General features: G+C 68.6%; 17 protein-coding genes and 1 pseudogene. 12 read left to right on the top strand and 6 right to left on the bottom strand.

The window, feature by feature from the left end; all coding sequences use genetic code 11:
• Positions 1 to 405 precede the first annotated feature (405 nt).
• Positions 406 to 1,515 (top strand): hypothetical protein, encoded by a 1,110-nt coding sequence (locus tag ACZ4UU_RS41150; protein ID WP_471908560.1) that lies wholly within the window; start codon positions 406 to 408, stop codon positions 1,513 to 1,515.
• A gap of 503 nt (positions 1,516 to 2,018) precedes the next feature.
• Here the strand turns inward: ACZ4UU_RS41150 and ACZ4UU_RS41145 are convergent.
• Positions 2,019 to 2,558, bottom strand: coding sequence for a hypothetical protein (locus tag ACZ4UU_RS41145; RefSeq protein WP_471908559.1), 540 nt, complete (start codon positions 2,556 to 2,558; stop codon positions 2,019 to 2,021).
• Positions 2,559 to 3,021: 463 nt separating this feature from the next.
• On the opposite strand from ACZ4UU_RS41145, the gene ACZ4UU_RS41140 reads away from it, so the two are divergent.
• The 10 genes and pseudogenes from ACZ4UU_RS41140 to ACZ4UU_RS41095 all read left to right on the top strand — a co-directional run bounded on the left by ACZ4UU_RS41140 (position 3,022) and on the right by ACZ4UU_RS41095 (position 9,604).
• Complete coding sequence (locus ACZ4UU_RS41140) at positions 3,022 to 3,912, top strand: hypothetical protein (protein WP_471908558.1); 891 nt, start codon at positions 3,022 to 3,024, stop codon at positions 3,910 to 3,912.
• A gap of 131 nt (positions 3,913 to 4,043) precedes the next feature.
• Complete coding sequence (locus ACZ4UU_RS41135) at positions 4,044 to 4,466, top strand: DUF6409 family protein (RefSeq protein ID WP_471908557.1); 423 nt, start codon at positions 4,044 to 4,046, stop codon at positions 4,464 to 4,466.
• Between the two features lie 330 nt (positions 4,467 to 4,796).
• The gene (locus ACZ4UU_RS41130) at positions 4,797 to 6,188 is read left to right on the top strand and encodes a DUF3560 domain-containing protein (protein ID WP_471908556.1); all 1,392 of its coding nucleotides are present in this window, start codon (positions 4,797 to 4,799) and stop codon (positions 6,186 to 6,188) included.
• 72 nt (positions 6,189 to 6,260) lie between these two features.
• Positions 6,261 to 6,902, top strand: coding sequence for a hypothetical protein (locus tag ACZ4UU_RS41125; protein ID WP_471908555.1), 642 nt, complete (start codon positions 6,261 to 6,263; stop codon positions 6,900 to 6,902).
• Positions 6,903 to 6,962: 60 nt separating this feature from the next.
• The gene (locus ACZ4UU_RS41120) at positions 6,963 to 7,391 is read left to right on the top strand and encodes a DUF6197 family protein (RefSeq protein ID WP_471908554.1); all 429 of its coding nucleotides are present in this window, start codon (positions 6,963 to 6,965) and stop codon (positions 7,389 to 7,391) included.
• 44 nt (positions 7,392 to 7,435) lie between these two features.
• Positions 7,436 to 7,822: a DUF6181 family protein gene (locus tag ACZ4UU_RS41115; protein WP_471908553.1), complete on the top strand. Its 387-nt coding sequence runs from the start codon at positions 7,436 to 7,438 to the stop codon at positions 7,820 to 7,822.
• Positions 7,819 to 8,181: pseudogene (locus ACZ4UU_RS41110) on the top strand (DUF6349 family protein); the annotation flags it as partial. The gene ACZ4UU_RS41115 and the pseudogene ACZ4UU_RS41110, both read left to right, overlap by 4 nt.
• On the top strand, positions 8,172 to 8,426 hold the full coding sequence (locus ACZ4UU_RS41105; protein ID WP_471908563.1) for a DUF6349 family protein: 255 nt from the start codon (positions 8,172 to 8,174) through the stop codon (positions 8,424 to 8,426). The pseudogene ACZ4UU_RS41110 and the gene ACZ4UU_RS41105, both read left to right, overlap by 10 nt.
• Positions 8,427 to 8,627: 201 nt before the next feature.
• A complete protein-coding gene (locus ACZ4UU_RS41100; RefSeq protein WP_053200386.1) occupies positions 8,628 to 8,906 on the top strand; it encodes a DUF6211 family protein in 279 nt (92 codons plus the stop codon).
• Positions 8,907 to 8,950: 44 nt separating this feature from the next.
• The gene (locus tag ACZ4UU_RS41095; protein WP_471908552.1) at positions 8,951 to 9,604 is read left to right on the top strand and encodes a hypothetical protein; all 654 of its coding nucleotides are present in this window, start codon (positions 8,951 to 8,953) and stop codon (positions 9,602 to 9,604) included.
• Between the two features lie 507 nt (positions 9,605 to 10,111).
• Here the strand turns inward: ACZ4UU_RS41095 and ACZ4UU_RS41090 are convergent.
• Positions 10,112 to 10,894, bottom strand: coding sequence for a hypothetical protein (locus ACZ4UU_RS41090; protein ID WP_471908551.1), 783 nt, complete (start codon positions 10,892 to 10,894; stop codon positions 10,112 to 10,114).
• A 299-nt stretch (positions 10,895 to 11,193) separates the two neighbouring features.
• Between ACZ4UU_RS41090 and mobF the strand changes: the two genes are divergently transcribed.
• A complete protein-coding gene (gene mobF / locus ACZ4UU_RS41085; RefSeq protein WP_471908550.1) occupies positions 11,194 to 15,627 on the top strand; it encodes a MobF family relaxase in 4,434 nt (1,477 codons plus the stop codon).
• Here the strand turns inward: mobF and ACZ4UU_RS41080 are convergent.
• From ACZ4UU_RS41080 to ACZ4UU_RS41065, 4 genes are read right to left on the bottom strand one after another with little or no spacing between them, the layout of a single operon-like run.
• Positions 15,579 to 16,538, bottom strand: a complete 960-nt coding sequence (locus ACZ4UU_RS41080) for an SDR family oxidoreductase (RefSeq protein WP_471908549.1) — start codon at positions 16,536 to 16,538, stop codon at positions 15,579 to 15,581. The genes mobF and ACZ4UU_RS41080 overlap by 49 nt on opposite strands.
• Complete coding sequence (locus tag ACZ4UU_RS41075) at positions 16,523 to 17,662, bottom strand: glycosyltransferase family 4 protein (protein WP_471908548.1); 1,140 nt, start codon at positions 17,660 to 17,662, stop codon at positions 16,523 to 16,525. The genes ACZ4UU_RS41080 and ACZ4UU_RS41075 overlap by 16 nt, the downstream gene beginning before the upstream one ends.
• Positions 17,659 to 19,155: a hypothetical protein gene (locus tag ACZ4UU_RS41070; protein WP_471908547.1), complete on the bottom strand. Its 1,497-nt coding sequence runs from the start codon at positions 19,153 to 19,155 to the stop codon at positions 17,659 to 17,661. The genes ACZ4UU_RS41075 and ACZ4UU_RS41070 overlap by 4 nt, the downstream gene beginning before the upstream one ends.
• Positions 19,103 to 20,353, bottom strand: coding sequence for a nucleotide sugar dehydrogenase (locus ACZ4UU_RS41065; RefSeq protein ID WP_471908546.1), 1,251 nt, complete (start codon positions 20,351 to 20,353; stop codon positions 19,103 to 19,105). Before ACZ4UU_RS41065 ends, ACZ4UU_RS41070 begins: the two co-directional genes overlap by 53 nt.
• Positions 20,354 to 20,410: the final 57 nt, after the last annotated feature.

Here is a 20,410-nt window from a genome sequence, read left to right as displayed (position 1 = left end):
ACACATAGGACATGGCATGGAGAGGAGATGCTCGTGCCGGGAGGGACCCCCCCCCCCCCCCCACCCCCTTCCTCGGGTTTGGGGGGTGTGTGCCACCACCCCCCCCCCCCCACGCTCCGCCCACCACCGTCCGGGGACGCCCGCGTCGGCGGGCCGGCCCCGCTCACCGGCCCCCGTATGAAGGGCGTCCCTCCGGGACGGCTCAGCCTGGCCCGGCTCGCAGCCGGCCGGAACGTCCGGGCCGCGGGCGGCCCTCCCGCCCCGTCCGGACGCCGGGCCAACGGGCGTGCCCTGCGGGCACGACGGCACTGTCCATCGCGCTCCGCGCGACCACGGGCGGCACCTCCCCGACGGAGGAACCGTCCGCCGCCGAACTGCACCACCGACAGACCCCGAGGACACCCCATGCCCGAGAACGCGTGCGTCGTCCAAAATCAGGTCGTCCCGGCACGAGACCCGTCTCCGCAGACCTGTCTCCAGGTCGCCAGGCAGGCCGCGATCCTCGCCGTCACGGCAGCCGACGACGCCATGACTGCCGTGTGCCACAGCCGAGCCGGTGCCACCGCCCGCCTGGAGGCGGTCATGCACGCGGCCCACAAGGAAGCCGTCGAGGCCGAGAAGTGGGCCGACCGCGCCGAGGAGTACGCCGACGACCCCACCATGCCGAGCAGTGCCCTGCTGTACTGCGCCCGTGAGGCCGTCGACCACGCTGTTCGGGCGCAGTCGGCCACCGGAGCCGAGACGACGGCCACCGACCTGCGGGCCGAGCTGGAGCGGAAGTTGACGGCGGCCGAGTACGCCGAGCGGGAGACCGAACGCCGTCGTGAAGAAGCCGAGCGGGAGGCCGAGGAGTGCGCGGCCACCGGCATGGACCAGGAGAACCGGGACCAGGCGGCGAGGAACCGGTATCTCGCAGAAGGTCACGTTGCCGACCTCGGCTGGACGGCCGGACACGTCCGGGTGCTGGAGGCCGCCGAGTCCGGACGCTTGTACTGGCGAGACGGGCGAGCCCGGCAGGCAGCACGGTACGGCGTGTGGAACGGTGGCCGACGGATCAGCCGCGAGCGGACCGAGGCCCTGTTCGCCGCGCGCTTCCTTGTCGCCGTCCGCCAGGAGGACGGCACCCGCGTACTGACGCCAACTCCGATGGGGCAAGCCGCCCTTGAACTGGCTCGCCTCCACCCGGCCGGGCTCCACGACAGCGACCAAGCCGCTTACGAGGCACGGTTCGCCCGAGTCCGGCGACGCCACAAGCGCCGAGACGACCAGAAGGCCGCCGCCCGCGTACTCCCGCCCCTCGATTCCAGTGCGCGGAAGCTGTACCGGAAGCCGCTCCTGCTCACCGAACAGCAGGCCCGCGCCGAGCGCGACGCCGCTGACCGGTGGGAGGAGGAAGGTGGCTCTTGCCCCGCGGTGAAAGCGCCGCGCCCTCCGTCCACCTCAGCCGAGTCGCCCTTGGCCCCGACAAGGTCGTGGTCGGGCGGGAAGGCCGCCGAGCAGGTCACCTTGTGGTGACACTGGTGCCGGCCGGAAAGGCTTCTTGCCTCCGGCGGGTCCTCTCTCGGAGGGGGTGGGGGCTGGTTGCGCGTCGTTGTGGTGCGGGTGAAGGCGGGGTTCCCTCCTCGGCCGGACACCCCAAGGGGCGTACCAGGAACCCGGGCACGGCGTCCAGGCCGAGCCGCTGCGCGGTCGCTGCGCGAGCCAGGACACCGCGCCCGGAACCCTGGTACGGCGGAGCTGTCCGACTGAGGAGGGAACCCCGCCCAGGCCCGTTGTGGCCGGGCCGGCCGGGCAGGTGCGGGCCAGCGAGGTGAGAAAGAGCAGGTCAGCGCCCCTATTCGGGTTGACCAAGACGCCTGAAACATGGTTTAATTAGTTATGTCGCCATCGAACTCGGCGGGAACTGGCGACCGCAGCAGGCGTACCACGGCGTCCAGGAGCTGGACCACGCCGCCACCTTCACTCACCTCGACGGCCGACAGCTCCACCTCTCCGAGCGATTCGACGATCCCGGCCGCCTACACATCCGAGGCGCATTCCCCGCCACCGACTACCCGTTCCGCAGGGGCGAGCGCGACAGCGTCCGAGTCGCCATGAGTGAAGACCCGGCGGACATCGCGGCCCGGATCGCCGCCGATCTCATCCCCGTGCACCGCGAGGTTCACGAGCGCGTGACCGAGCGCAACCGTGCACAGGCCGAGATGCGGCGGGGTGTCGAAGAAGCCGCACGCGATCTTTCCGCCCGACTCCCCGGAGCCCGAACTCGAGTCGACGGCACATCTGCTTTCGTTTACATGAACCTTGAACCGGGAGAAGTCCGTATCGGACTCGACGGCGACGCGGTGAGCCTCGCACTCAACGACGCGCCACAGCTTATCGCCGACGCCGTCGTATTCGCCGTGAGTCGATTCCTTCCCAGCGTCCAGACCCCCGAGGGTGAACGCGGCGAATACGTTGACGGATGCGCCCTTTAATTCCCGACGCTTCACGGCGGCGCGCTCCCGCAGCGCGCCGCCCCGCCAGAAAGGCCCTGTGATGAGCGCCGACGTATTCACCATCGAGCCGCAATGGGCCGTGCAGGCCCCGCACCTCCGGTGCACCCTCAAACGCGCTCTTGCGCTCCAGGCCACACATAATGTGTGGTCCGGTACCGAGCACATCAACAACGCCGTAGCGATGGCCTACGGCGATCAACTCCCGGACTCCGGCCGATGGGAGCTGACCCGTTCCCAACTCTGCACACTCAAAATTGCCATTGAATGGCGCAGGATCAGGCGCGCGGCCAGCGACAAGGAGACCGCCCCCGATGTCCTCGAACACTGGACAGAAATAGAGGACGAGGTCATAACGGCATACCGAGCAGTGAGCAACGAAGCAGGGTTGTACTGGATTTAAGGGTTGCCGATCACTTCGAGAACATGGTTTAATTAATGATGCCGGAAGGGGGAGGGCAACCCCCCGACCGACACCGTGAGGCCAGCCGGCCCCGGATGCCGATCTCTCACCAGGAGGAACCGAGACATGCCCCGCAAGCCAAAGATGACCGACGAAGAGCGTCGTGCCTACAGCGCCAAGATGCGCGGTGAACTCGAAGCCGTCATGGATCGCGCGTACGTCGCGATGGTCGGCAGCGAAGACTTCTGGGCCGCCGTCATGCGCACGGCCGCGAACCTGACCCACCCGGACCGCGATGACCGCAGTCCCACCAACTGCATCGCCATCGCCGCCCAGTGCCCGAACGCGACCCACGTACTCAGCTCCGGAGACTGGCGAAAGGCCGGACGTTTCCCGGTCAAGGGGTCCACCTCCCTCCGTATCTGGACGCCGATCAAGCGCCGGACCGAGGATGCCCAGGAAGTCAGGGCCGCAGCCGCCGATGGCGGGCAGCGAGAGGCCACCGGCGAGGCCGCCGAGGGGCAGGGGCGCAAGGTGTCCGGCTTCAAGGCCGGGCCGGTTTTCGACATCAGCCAGACCGACGGCGACGCCTACGAGCCGCCCGCCGCCGCCCCGCTCGCCGCCGAGGTCATCCGGGATGTCCTGGTGAACCAGTACCGCGACCAGTACCACGAGGACCCGGAGCAGGCCGGAGGGTTCGACTTCACCCGGGAAGCCCCCGACAACGCCGTCCGTATCCTGCTGTACGGCCACGCGTGGCGACGTATCACCGAGGCGGACGCCCCCCTTCCGGGGCAGCACGCCGCCGAAGTTGCCTCGGCCGCCCACGTCGCCGCGCTCATCCTGAATGTCAATCCGGGCCCCGCCATCATGCCGCCGCTCGCGGGCATCATCACCCAGGACAAGAAGCCCCCGGTGCATGAGTCCGCCGTCCGGGTCATCGAGACCGGCCGCGCTATCGCCCGCGCCGTCATCATGGACGCCGAACGCCGCCGCGAACTTGTCGTGACCGGTTGACCCAGACCCAAGAACATGGTTTAATTAATGATGTCGGAAGGGGGAGGGCAACCCCCCGACCGACACCGACACCGACACCGTCACCGGGGCCGACCGGCCCCGGCGGAATCTCTCACCAGACAGGACCCGACATGCTCACCACCGACCAGAAGCCCACCGTCCAGGACTTCCCCACCGCGACGCTCGTGATCGCCGGACCCTGGCACCGGGGTCACCAGCTCGACACCCGCCCCGCCGTCGTCGTCGGCCCGTTCGGCGGGCCGGAGTTCGCGGACGAGGCCACCATGTCCGTGGTCTGGTTCTTCACCCTCGGTGCCCCGCAGCCCGGCGACAGCGTCCAGGCGATGTTCCCGCACGAGCTGACCCCGCTGGACGACACGCTGACCACGATGCACGGCGACACGTTCCGCGACATCGTCCGCAGCCTGCGCCGTGGCCGGTTCGCCGACGACGACGGGGACGCGCTCCGCGCCGCCGTGCGCCAGGCATGGCGTGAGCGGACCGGACTGGCCGACGCCGACCCGGCCGCCCGGCACACGCTCCACCGCAGCTGACCACAGCGCCCGCCGGTCCGGGGGAGGGCAACACCTCCGGACCGGCAGGCCCAGCACCCAAGCGGACACCCCTTCGGGGCGGCAGGACAGGTCCGGTGCGTTCACCGCCGCCGGCCGACTCCGCCGCAGGCGGCTCCGCCGACCGACGACGGGCACCGGACCGCAGCGGACGCGCCCCGCGGGGGCGCGGCAGCCCCTGCCGTCGCGCAGGGCGCGACGGCCCGCGAGCCGATCGTCCCTCACGGCCCGCGCCGGTGGTGCAGCGCCGCTGCCAACGCACGGTCCGCCCTGCGGCCGGACCACAAACTCTCGCCAGAAAAGACCAGTTCAGTGACTATTGAGATCACCCACACCCGCCGAGAAGGAACCCTGATCGAGGGGACCAGCCGGGGCGACGGATCGGCCGAGATCCTGCGGCTCCGCGAGTACGGCCGCACCCAGCGCCAGCCGTTCCGCTGGAGCAGGAACCTTGACTGCTGGTACCTCCCGCACAGCCGTGACCACGCCACCTACACCCCCTCGCTCGAACTCCTCGCCCAGCGACTCCGAGACGCAGGCTTCGAGGTCACACTGACCATCGACAACGCCGACCGCCGATCGTTCTCCGAGGCCGAGCAGGACCGGGAGGAGAAGGCCGAAGGCCGGGCGGAGAGGTTCGGCGGATACGCCGACACCGCCGCCCGGAACTCCGAGGCCGCGTGGAAGTCGAGCCACGAGATATCCGAGCGGTTCGCCTTCGGTCAGCCCATCCTGATCGGCCACCACTCCGAGGGACGCGCCCGCCGTGATCACGAGCGGATGGACGACGCGATGCGCAAGAGCATCAGTGAGCGCGACCGTGCCGAGCACTGGACCGGCCGGGCGCAGGCTGCCGCGAACTACGAGCGGTTCAGGAAGGACCCCGGCCGCACGCTCCGCCGTCTCGACAAGCTGCGGGCCGACCTCCGTGCGGTCGAGGAGTGGCAGCGCGGCGAGTCCGCCAAGGGATACTCCCGCAACCCCGACGACCCTGAGCTGACGATCCGGCACGAGGAACTGACCGAAGAGATCGAGCACTGGCAGCAGGTCATCAAGGACGCAGAGGCCAAGGGCTTCAAGGTCTGGTCGAAGGCCGACTTCACCCGCGGGGACTTCGTTCTCTACCGCGGTACCTGGTACGAGGTGCTGCGGGTCAACCCGAAGTCGGTGACCATCCCGCACATTCACAACGGGGTCGGTCAGCGCGTCGTCCGCGCGACGGATAACCGTCACGACGGCTGGACCTGGACCGCCCCCTACGACGACGTGTCCGGACGCAAGAGCGCCGACGAGATGCAGCCACCCCAGGCCGAGGCCGCCGAGCAGCAGGAGCAGGCCGAGCAGTCCACGCCGAGCAAGGAGCCGGTACCGGCGGAGAAGCCGACCCCCGTGGCGGCCCCCGGCGCAGGTACGAACTGGCAGGACGGCATGGCGCTGGTGCTGATCGCCTCGAAGAACTCCCGCCGCTCCCGCAAGCGCGCCTTGTGGGCGATGACCCGCCGCGAGGCACAAGCCGTGTGCGGCGACCCCCGTACCTCCGGCCGCTCCTACATGCTCACTTGGACCGACCGGCCCGGCACCGAAGGCGCCGACTGGGAATGGGTGCCGGACAACGGGAGCTTGGACCCGGTCCTCGAAGACCTGGGCATCACCCCGCGCCGCGAATGGACCGCCAACCCGCAGGCCCCCGCTGAGGCCGCGTAACCACGCCCCCGCCCGCCCCGGCGGCCGAGCTCGCCGGGGCGGGCCCCTCTCTCACCAGAACAGGGCACCACCATGACCACGCAACTCCTCGAACGACCCGCGACCGTCCCCGACCCCGGAGCGGGCGGGCTCATCGTCCCCGCGACCGAGGGCACCACCGTCCCGAAGTACCGCGTCGGTTCCCCCGACATCCAGTGCCGTTACCCCGTGATCGTGGGCGAAGACCAGGTCATCGGCCGCGCCTACAGGTGGCACCGTGACTGGCTTGTCCTCACCACCGCGGGCGAACGCAACCTTCGTCGCCCGCCGAAGGGGACACCCGGCACCGAGATGGCCGCCGCCCATCTCGCGCAGGAATACGCCGCCGGTCGGATCGACGCCGTCCCCCTGGACCAGGTGCTCGCCGAGGCCCCCACCCCGCTGTGCGGGCCGGTGCCTCTCCTGCACCCGCGGATGCCGGTCCACGATCGCAACATCGAGGGCGCGCAGATCGCGTTCGCGGGGCTCCGGGCCCACCACTGGCGGGCAGTCCTCACCGGGTTCCCCGGCAGCGATAACCACTGGTACCTCAGCTGCGAATTGTGTGACTGGGAAGGCCCGAAGTTCTGGAGTCACCTGCGCGGGCGCAACGGAGAGCCGCCGAGCGCGCGCCGTCACAAGGGCGGGTGCATCGGAGAGGACAAGGTCCGCCGGTTGATCCCCGCCTACCAGTAGCAGCCCCACCGGGGGCGGCGGCAGCGCGCCGCCGCCCCCGCCCTCCCGAAGGACACCACCGTGCCGACCCGCCACACCCCCGAAAGCATCGTCATCGCGGACACTCCCGCCGCGATCCTGGAATGGGCCGCCCGCCACATCGAACACGTCGGCCTCCACCAAGGCCCGCACCTGTTCGCCGGTCCCGGCCGTACGGCCACACTGCCCTGCTGGCCGCGCGGCGCCCTCCAAATCGCCGCCGGCCACGGGCGAGGAGCCGCCGGCCGAACGTACGACTGGGACCGCATCAACCATGCCCGCGACCAGGCATTCGCCATCCTCGCGGAATCCCTCACCGGTCACCCCGTCGACACCGACGACCCCGCCGCCGCCAAGGCCCTGCACCGCGAGGCCATCGACCGATGGAGCGCCGAGCCCGGCCGCACCGCCGCCGACGCCGCCCACGCGTTCCGCACCGCCGCCGCCCGCGCCGAACACGCCCTGTTCTGACACCCCACGCCCGCCAGCAACCCGAGTCATCGAAGGCCAGCACGATGGACGAGACGACAGAAGACCGCAGCACCACCAGTACGCCGAGCCGCCGAGGAGCCGCCACCCCCAGCCGAGACGGCGTCCACCGGCTCAGCGTCCCCCTCCACCCCCGCCTCAGCGCGACCGAGCTGATCCGCGTACTCCTCGCGGCCCCAGGGGAAGCCGACCTCACCGCCCTCGACCCGGTACGGGTCCGGTCGCTCATCGCCGACGTGCTCACCCAGCACGGCTATGACGTGCTCGACCGATCGCCGTACTACCCGGAGCTCGACCGCCACCAGGACGCCCGCCGCGCGTACGGGCCGCGGTTCCTCGACGCCCCCGACGAACAGGCCGTGCTCGCTGACCCGCTCCGCGAAGTCCTTGCCGCCGGAAGGGGGAAGTCGTGACCACCACCGTCGCCGAGCCGACTGGACCGCGGGCACGGCAGACGTACTACTGGCGAGTGCGCAACGCGCGGACGCACCACCCACCCGAGAGCGCCGGTCAGGCGTGGCACATCCAGCCCGGACACCCCGGCGGCGCGTACTGCGACCTCGGCCACGAGCTGGACCCGCCCGTACACCACACCCCGACCCTGCTCTCCCGCAGCCGGCCGACCGGCCGCCGGAGGGACGAGCAGGAGTTCCGCGGCGGGTGTCTCGCGTGCGAGTGGGAAGGCCCCGTGCACTCCGGCGACGGGTTCGGGGACGGTGACAACGAGGCGGTGGAGGACGCGCACGACCACAGTTTCCCCGGCTGGCGGACGCTGCCCCGATCACCACGGTCGAGGACCGATGGGCCGTTCCCCGGAGCCCGAGCCGCTGGGCTCAGCTCACCACCAGGTACCCGGCGGGCTGGATTGACCAGGGCGCCCCCGTCGTCGCCTGGAGACGGCACCGCCGCGAAGCCCACCTTCCGCCGCACGCGGGACGCCCCCGCTACGAACTCCGTGTCACCCGACCACCGCGCGCCCGCAGCCGACGCCCCGCAGATCAGGGGGCCCTCTTCTAATGACCGCCGTCCTCCGGACCAGGGCCCCACCCCACCCAACACAAAGGTGGTTTAATTACTCCGCCGTCAGCGGAGCGGGCAACCTCCGACCGGCCATGCGTCCCACGGGGCGCCACGCACCCCAGACAACAGATGACGGCCAGCGCACAAGGGCAACAAGGCGCTGGCCGTCAGTGTTCTCTCACCAGAAAGAACCCCACCATGCTATGCGACCGACACCCCGACTGTCCCCAGCCCGGCGACATCGCCCAGCTCACGAGGGGTAACAGCATCGGCGCTGATCCCACCGACAGCTTCGTCATCGTCGAGGACTTCCCCCCGACCGGCCGGCACCTCGTGCTCAACCTGCCCGCCGACCACCCCGGCCGCGCCGACTGGGCCGCCGCCGTTCCTCTGGCTGACATAGCCACCCTCACCCGGCTCGAACCGGCAGGCAGCCGTACGTGGGCGCCGGCCCCGGACCCGGACGACATCCAGTGACCCCGCCGAGCGGTCACGACCCCGACCAAGAACAGGAGGCGACCGTGCCCCGCAAGACCGGCCGCACGCTCTACTCACGCGCGGACCTGCGCAAGGTCCACAACATCAGCGAGCCCACGCTCCAGAACCTCTGGACCGACCGGGAGAACAACGGCCACCCGCCCGTCGCGGAGACCATCGACGGAGTGATGCACTGGGACGGCGATGCCTGGGCGCAGTGGCACCACGAGCTTCAGCGTCAGCGGGCCGCCGCGAACACCACGAACCCGCCGAAGCTCGACGGCGACCCGGAAGAAGAGGTGGGGCCGGCCGAGGCGGCGAAGGTATGCGGGTTCGCCGACTCCGCCACCGTCTCGCACTACGTCAAGAACCCGCCGGAGGGGTGGCCCGAGCCCGACGGATGGGACGAGCTTCCGACCCGGCGGCGCCCGAAGTGGAAGCGGTGGCGGTTGTGGCAGTACGTCGCGGAGCGGAAGGGCCGAGGACATGCCGGCGGGCGGCCCCGGGGCCGCCGCGGACTGGCCTACCCCTACCAGGGAGACGAGCGGCTCACGCTCGCGCGGCAGGCACTTGCCGCGAACCCTGCAGCTAGGAACGCCGATCTCATCGAACAGCTTCAGGGACAGACGGAGAAGACGTACTCCCGTACGGTCTGGAACCTGATCTTGAAGTCAGCCCGCGAGCACCCCGAGGAGTGACTTGTGCCCGAGACCCGCTGTCCGCGCTGCGGCGGCCCACTCGGTGAACGGCCCGCGCGTTCCCGGCTGACCATTGATCGTGAGGTCTTCATCTGCACCCCGTGCGGAACCCAAGAGGCCGTACGCGAAGCCACCGGCCAGACACCAGTTCCCTTCGACGACTGGCCCGTGAAGTAGCCGTTGCCTGTTGAGAGGGCCACCGCCCGTGTGCGGTGGCCCTCTCCGTTTAGTTAGGTGGACGCAGTGGCGTTGCCTGCACCGATTCCTCGCTGTCGTTGCTCGCGGAGTGCTCCGTGAGGAACCGCCACACCCGATGTCCAAGCGCGGCCAGGAACCGTACCTTCAAACGCGACGCCATGGACCTGGCATGCTGCCAGAGCCGACGGGCCCTCACTCCGTACCACGAGGCCACCACGGGTAGGGACAACCCCAGGTACGCGAGCAACCAGGGGAACAGCTTCACGATCACGATCAACCTCACGCGGGTCTCATCGCCCCCGCGCGAAGCTATGCAGCGAGGGCGAACTCAGTCGGGCCGGGGAACGGCCCCGCGCCTGGAGCCCGGGGAATGAGCGGCACTGCCAATCGCAGAACACCGCACGGCGAGGAATCAGTGGACGGGAGGGCAACGAGGTGCCCGAAGCACTTGACGCAGCCGGTGAGGAGGCGCTGCGCGAGTGCTTGCAGGAGTGCTGCGAGCGCATGTGCGTCGCGAGCAAGGTGTGCGACGTCGGCAGCCGTTGGAGCCGCACCATGCCGACTGAGGCGGCCGAGCCGTTGATTCAGTCGTTCGGCCAGGAGGCCCGCAAAGGCTTCGGTCTTCCCCGAGCCCGCGCTCAGGTACACGACCTTTTCCACCGCCGCGAGCCGGTGCAGCCCGTCGTCAACCCACAGCGACATGGGAGACGGAGCAGGTTCAAGGCCGTACAGCAGCGCGGAAGTGCTGCATGGGTTACCGGTGACTTCCTCCGCTGTGCGCAGGAGGAAACGTGCTGGATCCTCCCATGTCGGCTCGGAGGGTTCGTACGGCACCCCGGGCTGCTCAAAGAGGTGCTTGAGCCACTCCTGCAGACTGGAGCCGACCGTCCATACCTGAGCCAGTCGGCTGGGCTTGTCTACGCCCACGCTCAACATCTTGGTGGCCAGGACCAAGTCGAGATCCCGAGTGAGGTCTTCAGACGGACCCGTGCTGATTCCGACCGACTCCGGGCAGAGAGACCGCAGGACCTCCACCCAGGGTAGTGCGGAGCGCCGCACTTCTAGGTGACTCAGAGGACGGCGGTCGGTCATGTGGGCAGGCTACGTCGTCCGCGCTGAAGTTTTCTTGGTTTCCGCCGAGTTGGCACGCCTTGCCTATGACAAGCAGGCGCGAAGCCCTCAGGTAACAGTCACATCGGCAATCAGACACCGACCTGCCTGAACTTCGAGCCCCCATCGCCTCGCTGACCAGCGCCGTCTCCCCGTCGTCAGCCTCGATTTCGCAATTTAAGGACCAAGGTATCGTCACTTCGTGACGATACAATCAGCCAGGATGACCGAATCTGACTGAATGCAAGCGGGGGGTGAGCGGGCCGTTGGGGTGGGTAACCATGATCGGCCCGTCCGACGAACAGGTTGAGTACCGCCTTACCGGCGGTCACGGCTGCGGGAAGCCCACCACGGTCGACGCGGCACCCCTCATCGCTGCCATCGAGGCCAAGGCCGAAGCGGCAGGTGCTCCCGTCGCGTCCCTGCTCGGCTCCCGCGAGGCCAAGCGCGCCTTCTTCCGTGCACGCGGACTCATCCGTAGCAAGGGCTCGGCTCGGTTCACCGGGTTCGACGCCGTCGAAGTCGCTGCCGCAGCCGGGCTTGATGCCCGCGACATCTACGGCGAACAGGCCCTTCCCTCACCTGCCGCCGACGGACAGGTGGACTACCACCTGGATGCCAGCGAACGCCCTCTGGTGTGGATCGGCAACGGCCTCACCGAGTTCGACATCACACCCGGCAGCGTCCTTGCCCCCGAGCAGTTCCAGGCCGCCCGGCGGCTCATGCACGGGGAAGACCCCCGGACCGGGCAGACCCTCGTGGAACCCAAGCTCGCCATCGCGCCGGCCGCGAAGCTCCCCGCCGCTCCGCTGGCTCGTGCCATCCGCCGCGCAGCCGCCGAACGCAGTGTCAACCCCGTCTCTCTGCTGGACTCCAAGCGCAAGCAGGACGCCTTCCGAAGGATGGAGAGCCAGCTCAAGCGGTTCGGGGAATCGCATCGGGTCCCCGCCTCCACCGTGCTGAAGCTCGCCGACGCCGTCGGCATCGACGCCGTCGACCTGTACGGCGAAGACGCGTTGGAGAAGGCCGTGGCCGCCGAGGCGGGCGGCCGCCTGGACGCCCGTGCGCTCCTGCGTGCCGTCGAGGCCCGCGCAGCCGAGACCGGACAACAGCCCGGCGACCTGTTCACCGCCGCGTCAATGAAGCGCCGGTACGCCCAGACCGAAGGCGAAAGCGAACGCCGTCTTCGGGATCTGCCGATGGACGTGCGCGAAGCTGTTGCCATGGCCAAGGCGGCAGGACTTGCGCCCGAGGACGTGTGGGACGCCGAGGAGATCAAGGCCGCTCTCCTCGAAGGCCGAGCGCAGGTCGGCAACTTCGGTGCCGACGTCACCTTGGACCTCGCGAAGTCGAAGTCCGCGTTCCTCGCCTACGCCCCTGAGGAGATCGCCGCCCAGGTCGAGGGCATCTACACTTCCGCCGGCCGCGAGTCCATCACCGCCCTCGAACGGTGGACCGCGTACGCCATGCGAGGTCACCACGGCGACGGCGACGAAGCGGAGAGGGTGAAGACGAGCGGGTTCTCCGGCTGGATGATGGTGCACCGCGCCGCCCGGCCCGTGGACGGCGCCCCGTACGGCGACCCCCACTTCCACCTGCACTTCACCCTGGCCAACATGGTCAAGGGCACAGACGGCAAGTGGTCCACCATGGCCAGCGGAGGTCGCGACCTCCACCGGCACACCCGCGCGACTCAGTCCCTCATGAACGCCCGTATCCGCCGGGAGTTGACCGACAAGTTCGGCATCAGCTTCCGCCGCGAGGAGCGGACCGGCGCATGGGAGATCGCAGCGATTCCCGAGGCGACGATCCGCCTGTTCAGCAAGCGCGACAGCCAGGTCCGGGACCTGTTGACGAAGCTGGGCATCGACTACGACAGCGCCACGACCCGCGAGCGCACGGCCGCCTCCACCGCGTCCAAGGCCGCGAAGAATGGCGAGGCCGCCGGGGTCGGGGACGACGTTCTTCGCGCCTACTGGCAGGCCGAGGGGCGTGCTGCCGGTGACGACCCCGACGCCATCGCGGCCAGCGCGATGGAGCAGACCCGAGCGGACCAGAACCCCTCTCTGGACGAGCTGTGCGCCCAGGTCTTCGCCCCGAAGGCCGGCTTGACCAGTCACTCCAAGGAGTTCACCCATGCCGCCGCCATCGCCGCCGTGCTGGACGCCCTCCCGTACGGAGTCGCGAACGCCGAGGAGGCCGAACAACTCACCACCTCCGTCCTCCGTCACGCCGGATACGCGGTTCAGCTGAATCCGAAGGGCGCTCAGCACTTCACGCACGCCGACCGGTACACCACGGCGGACGTCGTGGCGGCGGAAGCGCTGATCGTCTCTGAGGCAACGAACCGGCTCGGCACGCAGGCCGCCGTCGTCAGCCGTGACACGGTCGACATGACCTTGTCCACCGTCGAGGCCCAGCACGGTGGCACCTTCGCGTTCTCCGACGAACAGCGCGCCGTCCTCGAACGGCTGCTCACGGCCGGGCACGGAATCGACGCGGTGGTGGGCATCGCCGGATCGGGCAAGACCACGATCATGGACACCGCCCGGCAGGCATGGGAGGCCCACGGTCTCGTCATCGCCGGCGCGAGCACGGCCGCCGTCGCCGCCGCGAACCTGAAGGCCGAGGCGGGCATCGAGTCCCGCACCCTCGCGTCCTGGCTCACCGGCATCCGCACCGGCGGCCCCGGCCTCACCGGCGTTGACGTGCTGGTCGTGGACGAGGCCGCCATGTGCGATGACCGCGACATTGCCGAACTCCTCACCCACGCCGCGATGACCGGCACGAAGGTCGTCGGCATCGGTGACCCGAAGCAGCTGCACTCGCCCGGCATCGGCGGTTCCTTCGCCGCCGTGCACCACATCGTGGGCGGACTCAGCCTCAACGAGAACTTCCGGCAGAAGGACGCGATCGAGCGCCGGGCCCTGGAACTGTGGCGCGACGACAACCGCGTGGAAGCACTCCGTACCTTCGCCGGGACCGGCCGCGTGCACGCCCTCGCGGACAAGGACGCCACCCTCGCCGCGATGCTCACCATCTGGGCCGACAAGCGCGCCGCGCACACCGACGACCACACCGCCGTGCAGCAGCTCCTCATGCTCGCCGCCACCAACGAGATCGTGGAGGAACTGAACGTCGGGGCCCGCGCCCTGCGGAAGGAGAACGGCGACCTCACCGGTCCGGAGCACGCCTACGCGCTGCCCGGCGGCGGCGAGCTGATGCTGTCCGTAGGGGACCAGGTCCTCCTTCGGATCAACGACTACCGGGGCAAGCGGACCCGAGGCGAGAACGAAGACGTGCTGAACGGCCTCCGCGGAATCGTGCGGGCCGTGGACGAGGAACGCCGGGTGCTGGTCGAGTGGCGAGAGACGACCGCCGACGGCCACCGTGACGTTGCCGAATGGGTCGACGCCGACTACATCGCACAAGGCGGACTCAGCCTCGGATACGCGATCACCGGCCACAAGTCCCAGGGCCTCAGCGTCCAAGAGGCCCTGGTCTACGGACCAGGCGCACAAGCGAACGCGCTCTACACGATGATGAGCCGCGACAAGAAGGAGTCCCACCTCTTCCTGCCGCTCTCCGTCTACGAAACCGATGCCGACCGCGCCCGCAGCGGCGACGCACTCACCGAGCAGGAGCAGCTTGACCGCGCTGTCGCGGGCCTCATCCGCGAGATCGAGAACGGCACCGAGGAACGCATGATCCTCACCGAACTCCCGAAGAACGCTGTACCCGCCCACGTCCGCCAGGCCGTAGCGGACCTGCCGACCCCGCGCGCACCCGGTACCCGAGAACCGCACGACGCGGACACTCCCGACGAGGACATGGAGACCGAGAACCGACCCACCCCGGCGCCCGCCGCGGGGCGCGAGGAGCCGACCGCGTCTCCGGAACCTGTGCCGACGGCCGACCGCCCATACGCTCACCTCACCACTTCGGCCTTGCGCGACGCAGCCCGCAAGGCCACCGTGGCAGCCCGCGCCACCAGCGCGGCGGCCGATAAGGCGGAGGCTGCCGCCGATCGCGCCGAACAGCAGGCTGCCGCCGGGACAGGCCCGAACGCGCTCGCGCTCAGCCGTCGACAGCAGGACGTTGCCCAGCGTGCCGTGGCGATCCGTGAAGTCCGAGCACTGGGCGGCACGATCACGGAGTGCACTCACCGACTCCACCACACGCAGGCCCGTATCCAAGGACTCGAACAGCAGTTGGCCGAGACAGGCCGCTTCGGGCGGCCGGTGCTCCGTGGAGAGGATCGGGCTGCGGTCGAGGCCGACCGTGAGGAATTGCTCCGCACGCGCGAGGAGGACGCGCGAGAACTGGAGCAGATGAGCACGCGGCTCCACGAGGTCACCCAGCAGGCCGGGCCGGCCAGCGAACATGAAGCCGTGCTCACCGAAGCGGACATGCCGCAGCAGAAGAAGGCCGCACTCCTTCGGCGGGCCCAGGAGAAGGACAACCAGGCAGCCGAGCAAATCCGGGCCGAGGCCGCCAAGGCGCGCAACACGTCCAACGGTGCGGCCTACCGCGTCGCTGGTCTTCGGGATGAGTTGTCAGCGCGGGCCGAAGGGACGCCGACGTCGAGTGACGAGCCCCGTCGCCAGCATGGTCGAGATGGGATTCCCGTCTCTCCCTACACCGGGCAAGCCGACGCGCATGCGCATCAGTCGCACGATGGACCGAGCGAGCCACCCGTTGGGCCACTCCTGTGATGGAGTCTGTCGCCTTTCGCCCCGCGGTCGTCCTGGTCTATGCGCCTGTAACCCGAGGCGACCTCGGGTCCGTCCTCGCGCAGACCAAGAAAGTCGCGCGCACCGCGCAGGCGAGTGCGCAAGGAGCGCTGAGTCGTCCGACTGTCGAGGCGTACGTCGAGGGCGCCGGGAACCGTGCTTTTGGCGCGCAGGCCGGCGGGCAGTCGGGATGCGTCCAGGCCGTCGCGACGCGCAATGAGGACGCCGAGTTCGTGGCGGCTCAGGGCGTCGGGCCCCGCGGCGTGATGGATTCCCGCGGCGCCGCTCACTGCCAGCTCCAGCAGCGCGGCGGCCAGGTCCGAGACATGGACCGGACACCGGATGTCGTCGGTGAACAGGGTCCCGTCACGGGTACCGGCGGCGAGTTCGTGTACCAGGCGTTCGTGTTCGGACCCGCCCTCACCAATGATCAGCGATGTACGAGCGACCACAGCTCCCGGATGGACGACGCGAATCCCTGTCTCGGCTGCTGCCTTGGCCGCACCGTATGGGGTGATGGGGTCCGGGAGGGCGGACTCGTCGTAGCGGACGTCGACACCTGAGAACACGGCGTCCGTGGACACCTGGACGAAGCGGGCTCCGCGCCTGACCGCCAGCATCGCGAGCTCGACGGGGCCCGTTGCCGTGATCGACCAGTCGGCCCCGCCGCTCGATGCGTTGATGATGATGTCCGGCTCGACCTCCGTCATGACGGCATTCAGGCGGCCCACGTCTCGCAGGTCAAGGGCGTACCAATCCGCCTGGGACGCGTCGCCGGGCTTGGTCGCGTACGTCGCTGCCGTAGGGCGCCCGAAGGCGCTTGCCTGCCGGATCAGCTCAGCCCCCAGGAAGCCGCTGCCACCGATGATCAGGGTCTTCATGTAGAGCGACATCCGTTGTCCTTGCATTGGGAGGTAACGCGGAGCGTCAGTTCGCGAAGCTGTCGGCCGGTGGTAGTGATGTCGTATCGGCGCGCGTTGTTGAGAGATGCCTTGGTCAGGGCATTGCGCCGGTGGTAATCCCCGCCCATCTCGTCTAGGGCCACGGCCAACGAGCGCGGGTCGCCAGGAGTATAGGGAACGCCGGCGCTCCCGAGGATTTCCCTCACACCAGGAAGATCGGAGTAGGCAACCGGGAGTCCGTGGGCTTGGGCCTCGATGAGGACGAGCCCGAAAGCCTCCAGACCTCTGGTCGTGAAGACGAAGGCGTCGAAGTCCGGCAGACGGCGCCACAGTTCGGCGCGGGGCAGGAACGGATCAAAGTGGACCCGGCCCCGCAGTCCGAGTTCGACAGCCCGCTGCTCCAGATGCTCCCGTAGGGGTCCTTTGCCGATCACGGTCAAGTGGTGCGGCTGATCGGTCAAAGCGAGGGCTTCGACGGCGGTGATCGTGGATTTGTTGTCGTCCAGGCGACCGGCGTGCACGAGAGACAGAGGGCCGATTCCAGAAGGCGGTTGATCGCGTACCCGGGCATCGCTCAAACGGATGCCCCACGGGATGACGGTGAGTCGATCGGTGAATCGGCGTCCGGTGAGACGGTCGATGCGGTCGGCGAGGGCGGAGGTCGGGGCGACGATCGCGGCGCTTGCGGCAGCGACTTCATTCATGGCCTCGCGTTCCGATGCGTTGCGCTCCGCCACCATCACGTCGGGGCCGTGGGCGATGGCGATGATCGGGATGTTGCCGGCCGTTCGGGTGAAGGCCAGGCTGAGAGCGAACCCGAGGTACTGGGCGTGAATGGCGTTCGGCTGGATTTTCTCGATGAGCGCACCGACCTCACGCGTCAACTCGTCAACGTATGGGTCGAAGTCGGGGCCGTGAGGGCGTTTCGTCGTGGAGAGGACGATCAGATGATCGAACGCGGTCTTCCAGCCCTGATCGACCGGTGCCCTGCCCAGGAAGGTCGTGTGGATGTCAGGCATCGCGCTGTAGAGATCGTTGACGAGGATCATGCTGCCGGACGAAGGCACGGAGGTGCGGTTGATGCCGGTCACGATGTTCAAGAGTTTGGAGGTCATGCTGAAACTCCATTAATGGAGGCCCGTTGGGTGGGAATCGGAGATCGGGCTCCCAGGGCCACGTCGACTCGTGAGTCAGCGGTGGCGTTCCGCATCTCGCGCTGACGAGGTGGCGCCCACCACGACGCCAGGTGCGGCGTGAAGACGGCCGAGACCTCGTCGGACGGATGTAAGTGGCCCTTAGTGTCCTGTTCTGCCGTCCATACTCTGACTGCCGACCTGGGGTAGACCGGATTTATCCCTATCTCTCCTTTGGGGAGGACTCCGTTGAAGGGTGTGGGTATTCCCTCGCTGTTCCAGTAATCCCATGCCTCAAGAGCCTTGGCTTTCTCGAAGCAGTGGTAGAGCTGCTGGTAGCGCGGCAGGTACCGGATCTCGCGGAAGATCATCTGGCCGATCAGTCCAGGCGCGACGTTCCGGATCGTGCTGAGATCAGCGCCCAGGAAGGTGACCGACGCCGCATCCTGGGACGGGTGCAGCGCGATCCGGGCGAACAGGTGGGACAGTCGTCGCCGGACGTACTCGGCGACTCCCGGGCCGAGAGCTGGTTCCATACCTTCGATGAGCTGGACGAGCCGGTGATAGCGCGGATTGAAACGGGCCAGGTCGAACAACTGGTCCATGCCGTCCACGGCGGCGAAGGCGAGTCGTTTGTAGAGCCAGTTGTTCAGCTCTCCTGCCTGGGCATAGGTCTTGGTCTCCGGAGTAACGGAGTGGAGCATCAGGTATTCGGACAGAACCTCGAAGTACAGGTAGCCGAGGAACGGCACGTGGGCCACGGCGTCGGACAACTGGTCGATGAACTCGGGTGCCGGAGTGGCATGGCCGGCGGCGTTGCGCAGGGCGACGTCGAGGAACACGGCCGCGGCACGCAGCCCGGTCAGCACGGCGTGGTCGAGCTGGTCGTTCTCGGCCAGGGTCAGGAAGCTCTGGTAGCGCTCGTAGGTACGCAGGTGGATGGCACCGAGATGCAGGTAGTCGACGCCCTTGGGCCGGATCGGGGCGTCCGGGATGACCTCGAAGACCATGGGCGTGGTGGAAGGCTTCGTCCGCATCAGGTAGGCGCCGAGGTTGTGGGGGCGAAGTCCCTCACGCTGACTGACGAGAGGCGAGCAGTACAGGGCTCCGACCAGGCATCCGCTGGAGACGTGCAACTGCCGGCTGATGCGGATGGCGTCGATGTCCTTGGTGGTGTGCAGCAGGTACATCGGCTTTCCGCTGACGAGCGCTTCGGTCATCGCGTTGTGCCGTATCAGCCAGCCGTTGGGGGTTGAGTGCTCCAGGTAGTGGCGCCAGTCGCTCTCGCTTTCGGTCAGCGAGGAAGGAATTCGACGCTGCGCGGGCATGGTGTAGTCCGTGTGGGCGTGTTCCCATTCGTCGCGCAAGGCAACTCCCGATGATGGAGGATCTGCAGCGAGGTCGAGGGCTGATTTCGAGAAGCTAAAGAGTCTCGACGTTCGGCCCGGAAAGGCGGTTTCGGCAGTCGAGAACATAGGTTGCGCATTTCTCGATCATCTGGAGGTCGAATCGCGGGTGGTCCATGAGAAGAACCACTGCATCAGCGGCGGCTACCTCGTCCGGGGTCGCATCGACCCGGGGCACGTTCAGCTTGGTGTCGTCGCCGTCCGGGATGTTGGGTTCGGCGCCGCGGACCTCGGCGCCGAGGTCGATGAGAAGTTCGGCGACACGTGCCGAAGGGGAATTGCGAAGGTCGGTGGCGTTGTACTTGTAGGTCAGGCCGAGCAGCAGGATCCGAGATCCGCTGACGGGCATGCCGCGCTTGTCGAGTGCTTCCACGAGACGCCGGACGACGTAGTCGGGCATGTGCCGGTTCACGTCGGCGGCGAGTTCCGCGAACCGGAACGGGACGCCAAGCTCCTGCTGGGCCTTCCACGAGAGGAACATCGGGTCAACGGGCAGGCAGTGCCCGCCGACCCCCGGCCCCGGGGTGAACCGCGTGAATCCGAACGGCTTGGTCGCGGCGGCGTCGATCGCCTCCCAGATGTTCACGCCGAGGGAAGCAGCCAGCATCGCCATCTCGTTGACCATGGAGATGTTGACGAACCGGAAGGTGTTCTCCAACAGCTTGGCCAGCTCGGCGACCTTCGTCCCGGACACCGGTACCGTGGTCTGAAAGATGCCGTCGTAGAAACCCTTGATCGCATCGAGTGATTTGGCGTCGATTCCGGACACCACTTTCGGGGTCCCGTCGAACGACCATCGCTTGTTTCCGATCCGCTCGGGACTGAATCCGGCCAAGAAGTCCACCCCGCCCTTGAGGCCCGACGCCTTTTCCAGGATCGGCAGCAGCAGTTCCTCGGTGGTGCCGGGATAGCTCGTGGACTCCAGGACCACCGTCGCGCCGGGGCGAAGGTGCCCTCCCAGCGTCCGGGCGCAGGACTCGATGTAGGTCAGGTCGGGTACGCCGTCCCGCAGCGGGGTCGGCACGGTGATCACCGCGATGTCGAAGCCGGCCAGCGCGGCAGCGTCGGCGGTCGCGGAGTAGGCCCCGCAGTCCAGCACCGCGCGCAGCCGCGAGGAGTCCACGTCCCTCACGTAGGACTGGCCGGCGGCGAGCTGCTGGACGCGGTGCGGGTCCACGTCGTAGCCGACGACACGGTGACCCACCTCTGCGGCGCGTACGGCCAGGGGAAGCCCTATGTAGCCCTGACCAGCGACAACTATCTGCATGGCAGCTCCTACTCGATTGCGGTGCTTGAATGGACCGTCGTTCCTGGTCTGGTAGGG

Source organism: Streptomyces sp. NPDC028907 (assembly GCF_055564995.1).
The sequence above is the reverse complement of the archived record's forward strand: the minus strand, read 5'-3'. Positions and strand labels throughout refer to the sequence as shown.

What these genes read in the sequence shown, in the direction of transcription:
- ACZ4UU_RS41150 (WP_471908560.1), top strand. Translation starts at nt 406, where the DNA reads ATGCCCGAGAACGCGTGCGTCGTCCAAAATCAGGTCGTCCCGGCACGA.
- ACZ4UU_RS41125 (WP_471908555.1), top strand. Translation starts at nt 6,261, where the DNA reads ATGACCACGCAACTCCTCGAACGACCCGCGACCGTCCCCGACCCCGGA.
- ACZ4UU_RS41080 (WP_471908549.1), bottom strand. Translation starts at nt 16,538, where the DNA reads ATGTCGCTCTACATGAAGACCCTGATCATCGGTGGCAGCGGCTTCCTG.
- ACZ4UU_RS41075 (WP_471908548.1), bottom strand. Translation starts at nt 17,662, where the DNA reads ATGACCTCCAAACTCTTGAACATCGTGACCGGCATCAACCGCACCTCC.
- mobF (WP_471908550.1), top strand. Translation starts at nt 11,194, where the DNA reads ATGATCGGCCCGTCCGACGAACAGGTTGAGTACCGCCTTACCGGCGGT.
- ACZ4UU_RS41145 (WP_471908559.1), bottom strand. Translation starts at nt 2,558, where the DNA reads ATGGTGAATACGTCGGCGCTCATCACAGGGCCTTTCTGGCGGGGCGGC.
- ACZ4UU_RS41100 (WP_053200386.1), top strand. Translation starts at nt 8,628, where the DNA reads ATGCTATGCGACCGACACCCCGACTGTCCCCAGCCCGGCGACATCGCC.
- ACZ4UU_RS41090 (WP_471908551.1), bottom strand. Translation starts at nt 10,894, where the DNA reads ATGACCGACCGCCGTCCTCTGAGTCACCTAGAAGTGCGGCGCTCCGCA.
- ACZ4UU_RS41070 (WP_471908547.1), bottom strand. Translation starts at nt 19,155, where the DNA reads ATGTTCTCGACTGCCGAAACCGCCTTTCCGGGCCGAACGTCGAGACTC.
- ACZ4UU_RS41065 (WP_471908546.1), bottom strand. Translation starts at nt 20,353, where the DNA reads ATGCAGATAGTTGTCGCTGGTCAGGGCTACATAGGGCTTCCCCTGGCC.
- ACZ4UU_RS41115 (WP_471908553.1), top strand. Translation starts at nt 7,436, where the DNA reads ATGGACGAGACGACAGAAGACCGCAGCACCACCAGTACGCCGAGCCGC.
- ACZ4UU_RS41140 (WP_471908558.1), top strand. Translation starts at nt 3,022, where the DNA reads ATGCCCCGCAAGCCAAAGATGACCGACGAAGAGCGTCGTGCCTACAGC.
- ACZ4UU_RS41135 (WP_471908557.1), top strand. Translation starts at nt 4,044, where the DNA reads ATGCTCACCACCGACCAGAAGCCCACCGTCCAGGACTTCCCCACCGCG.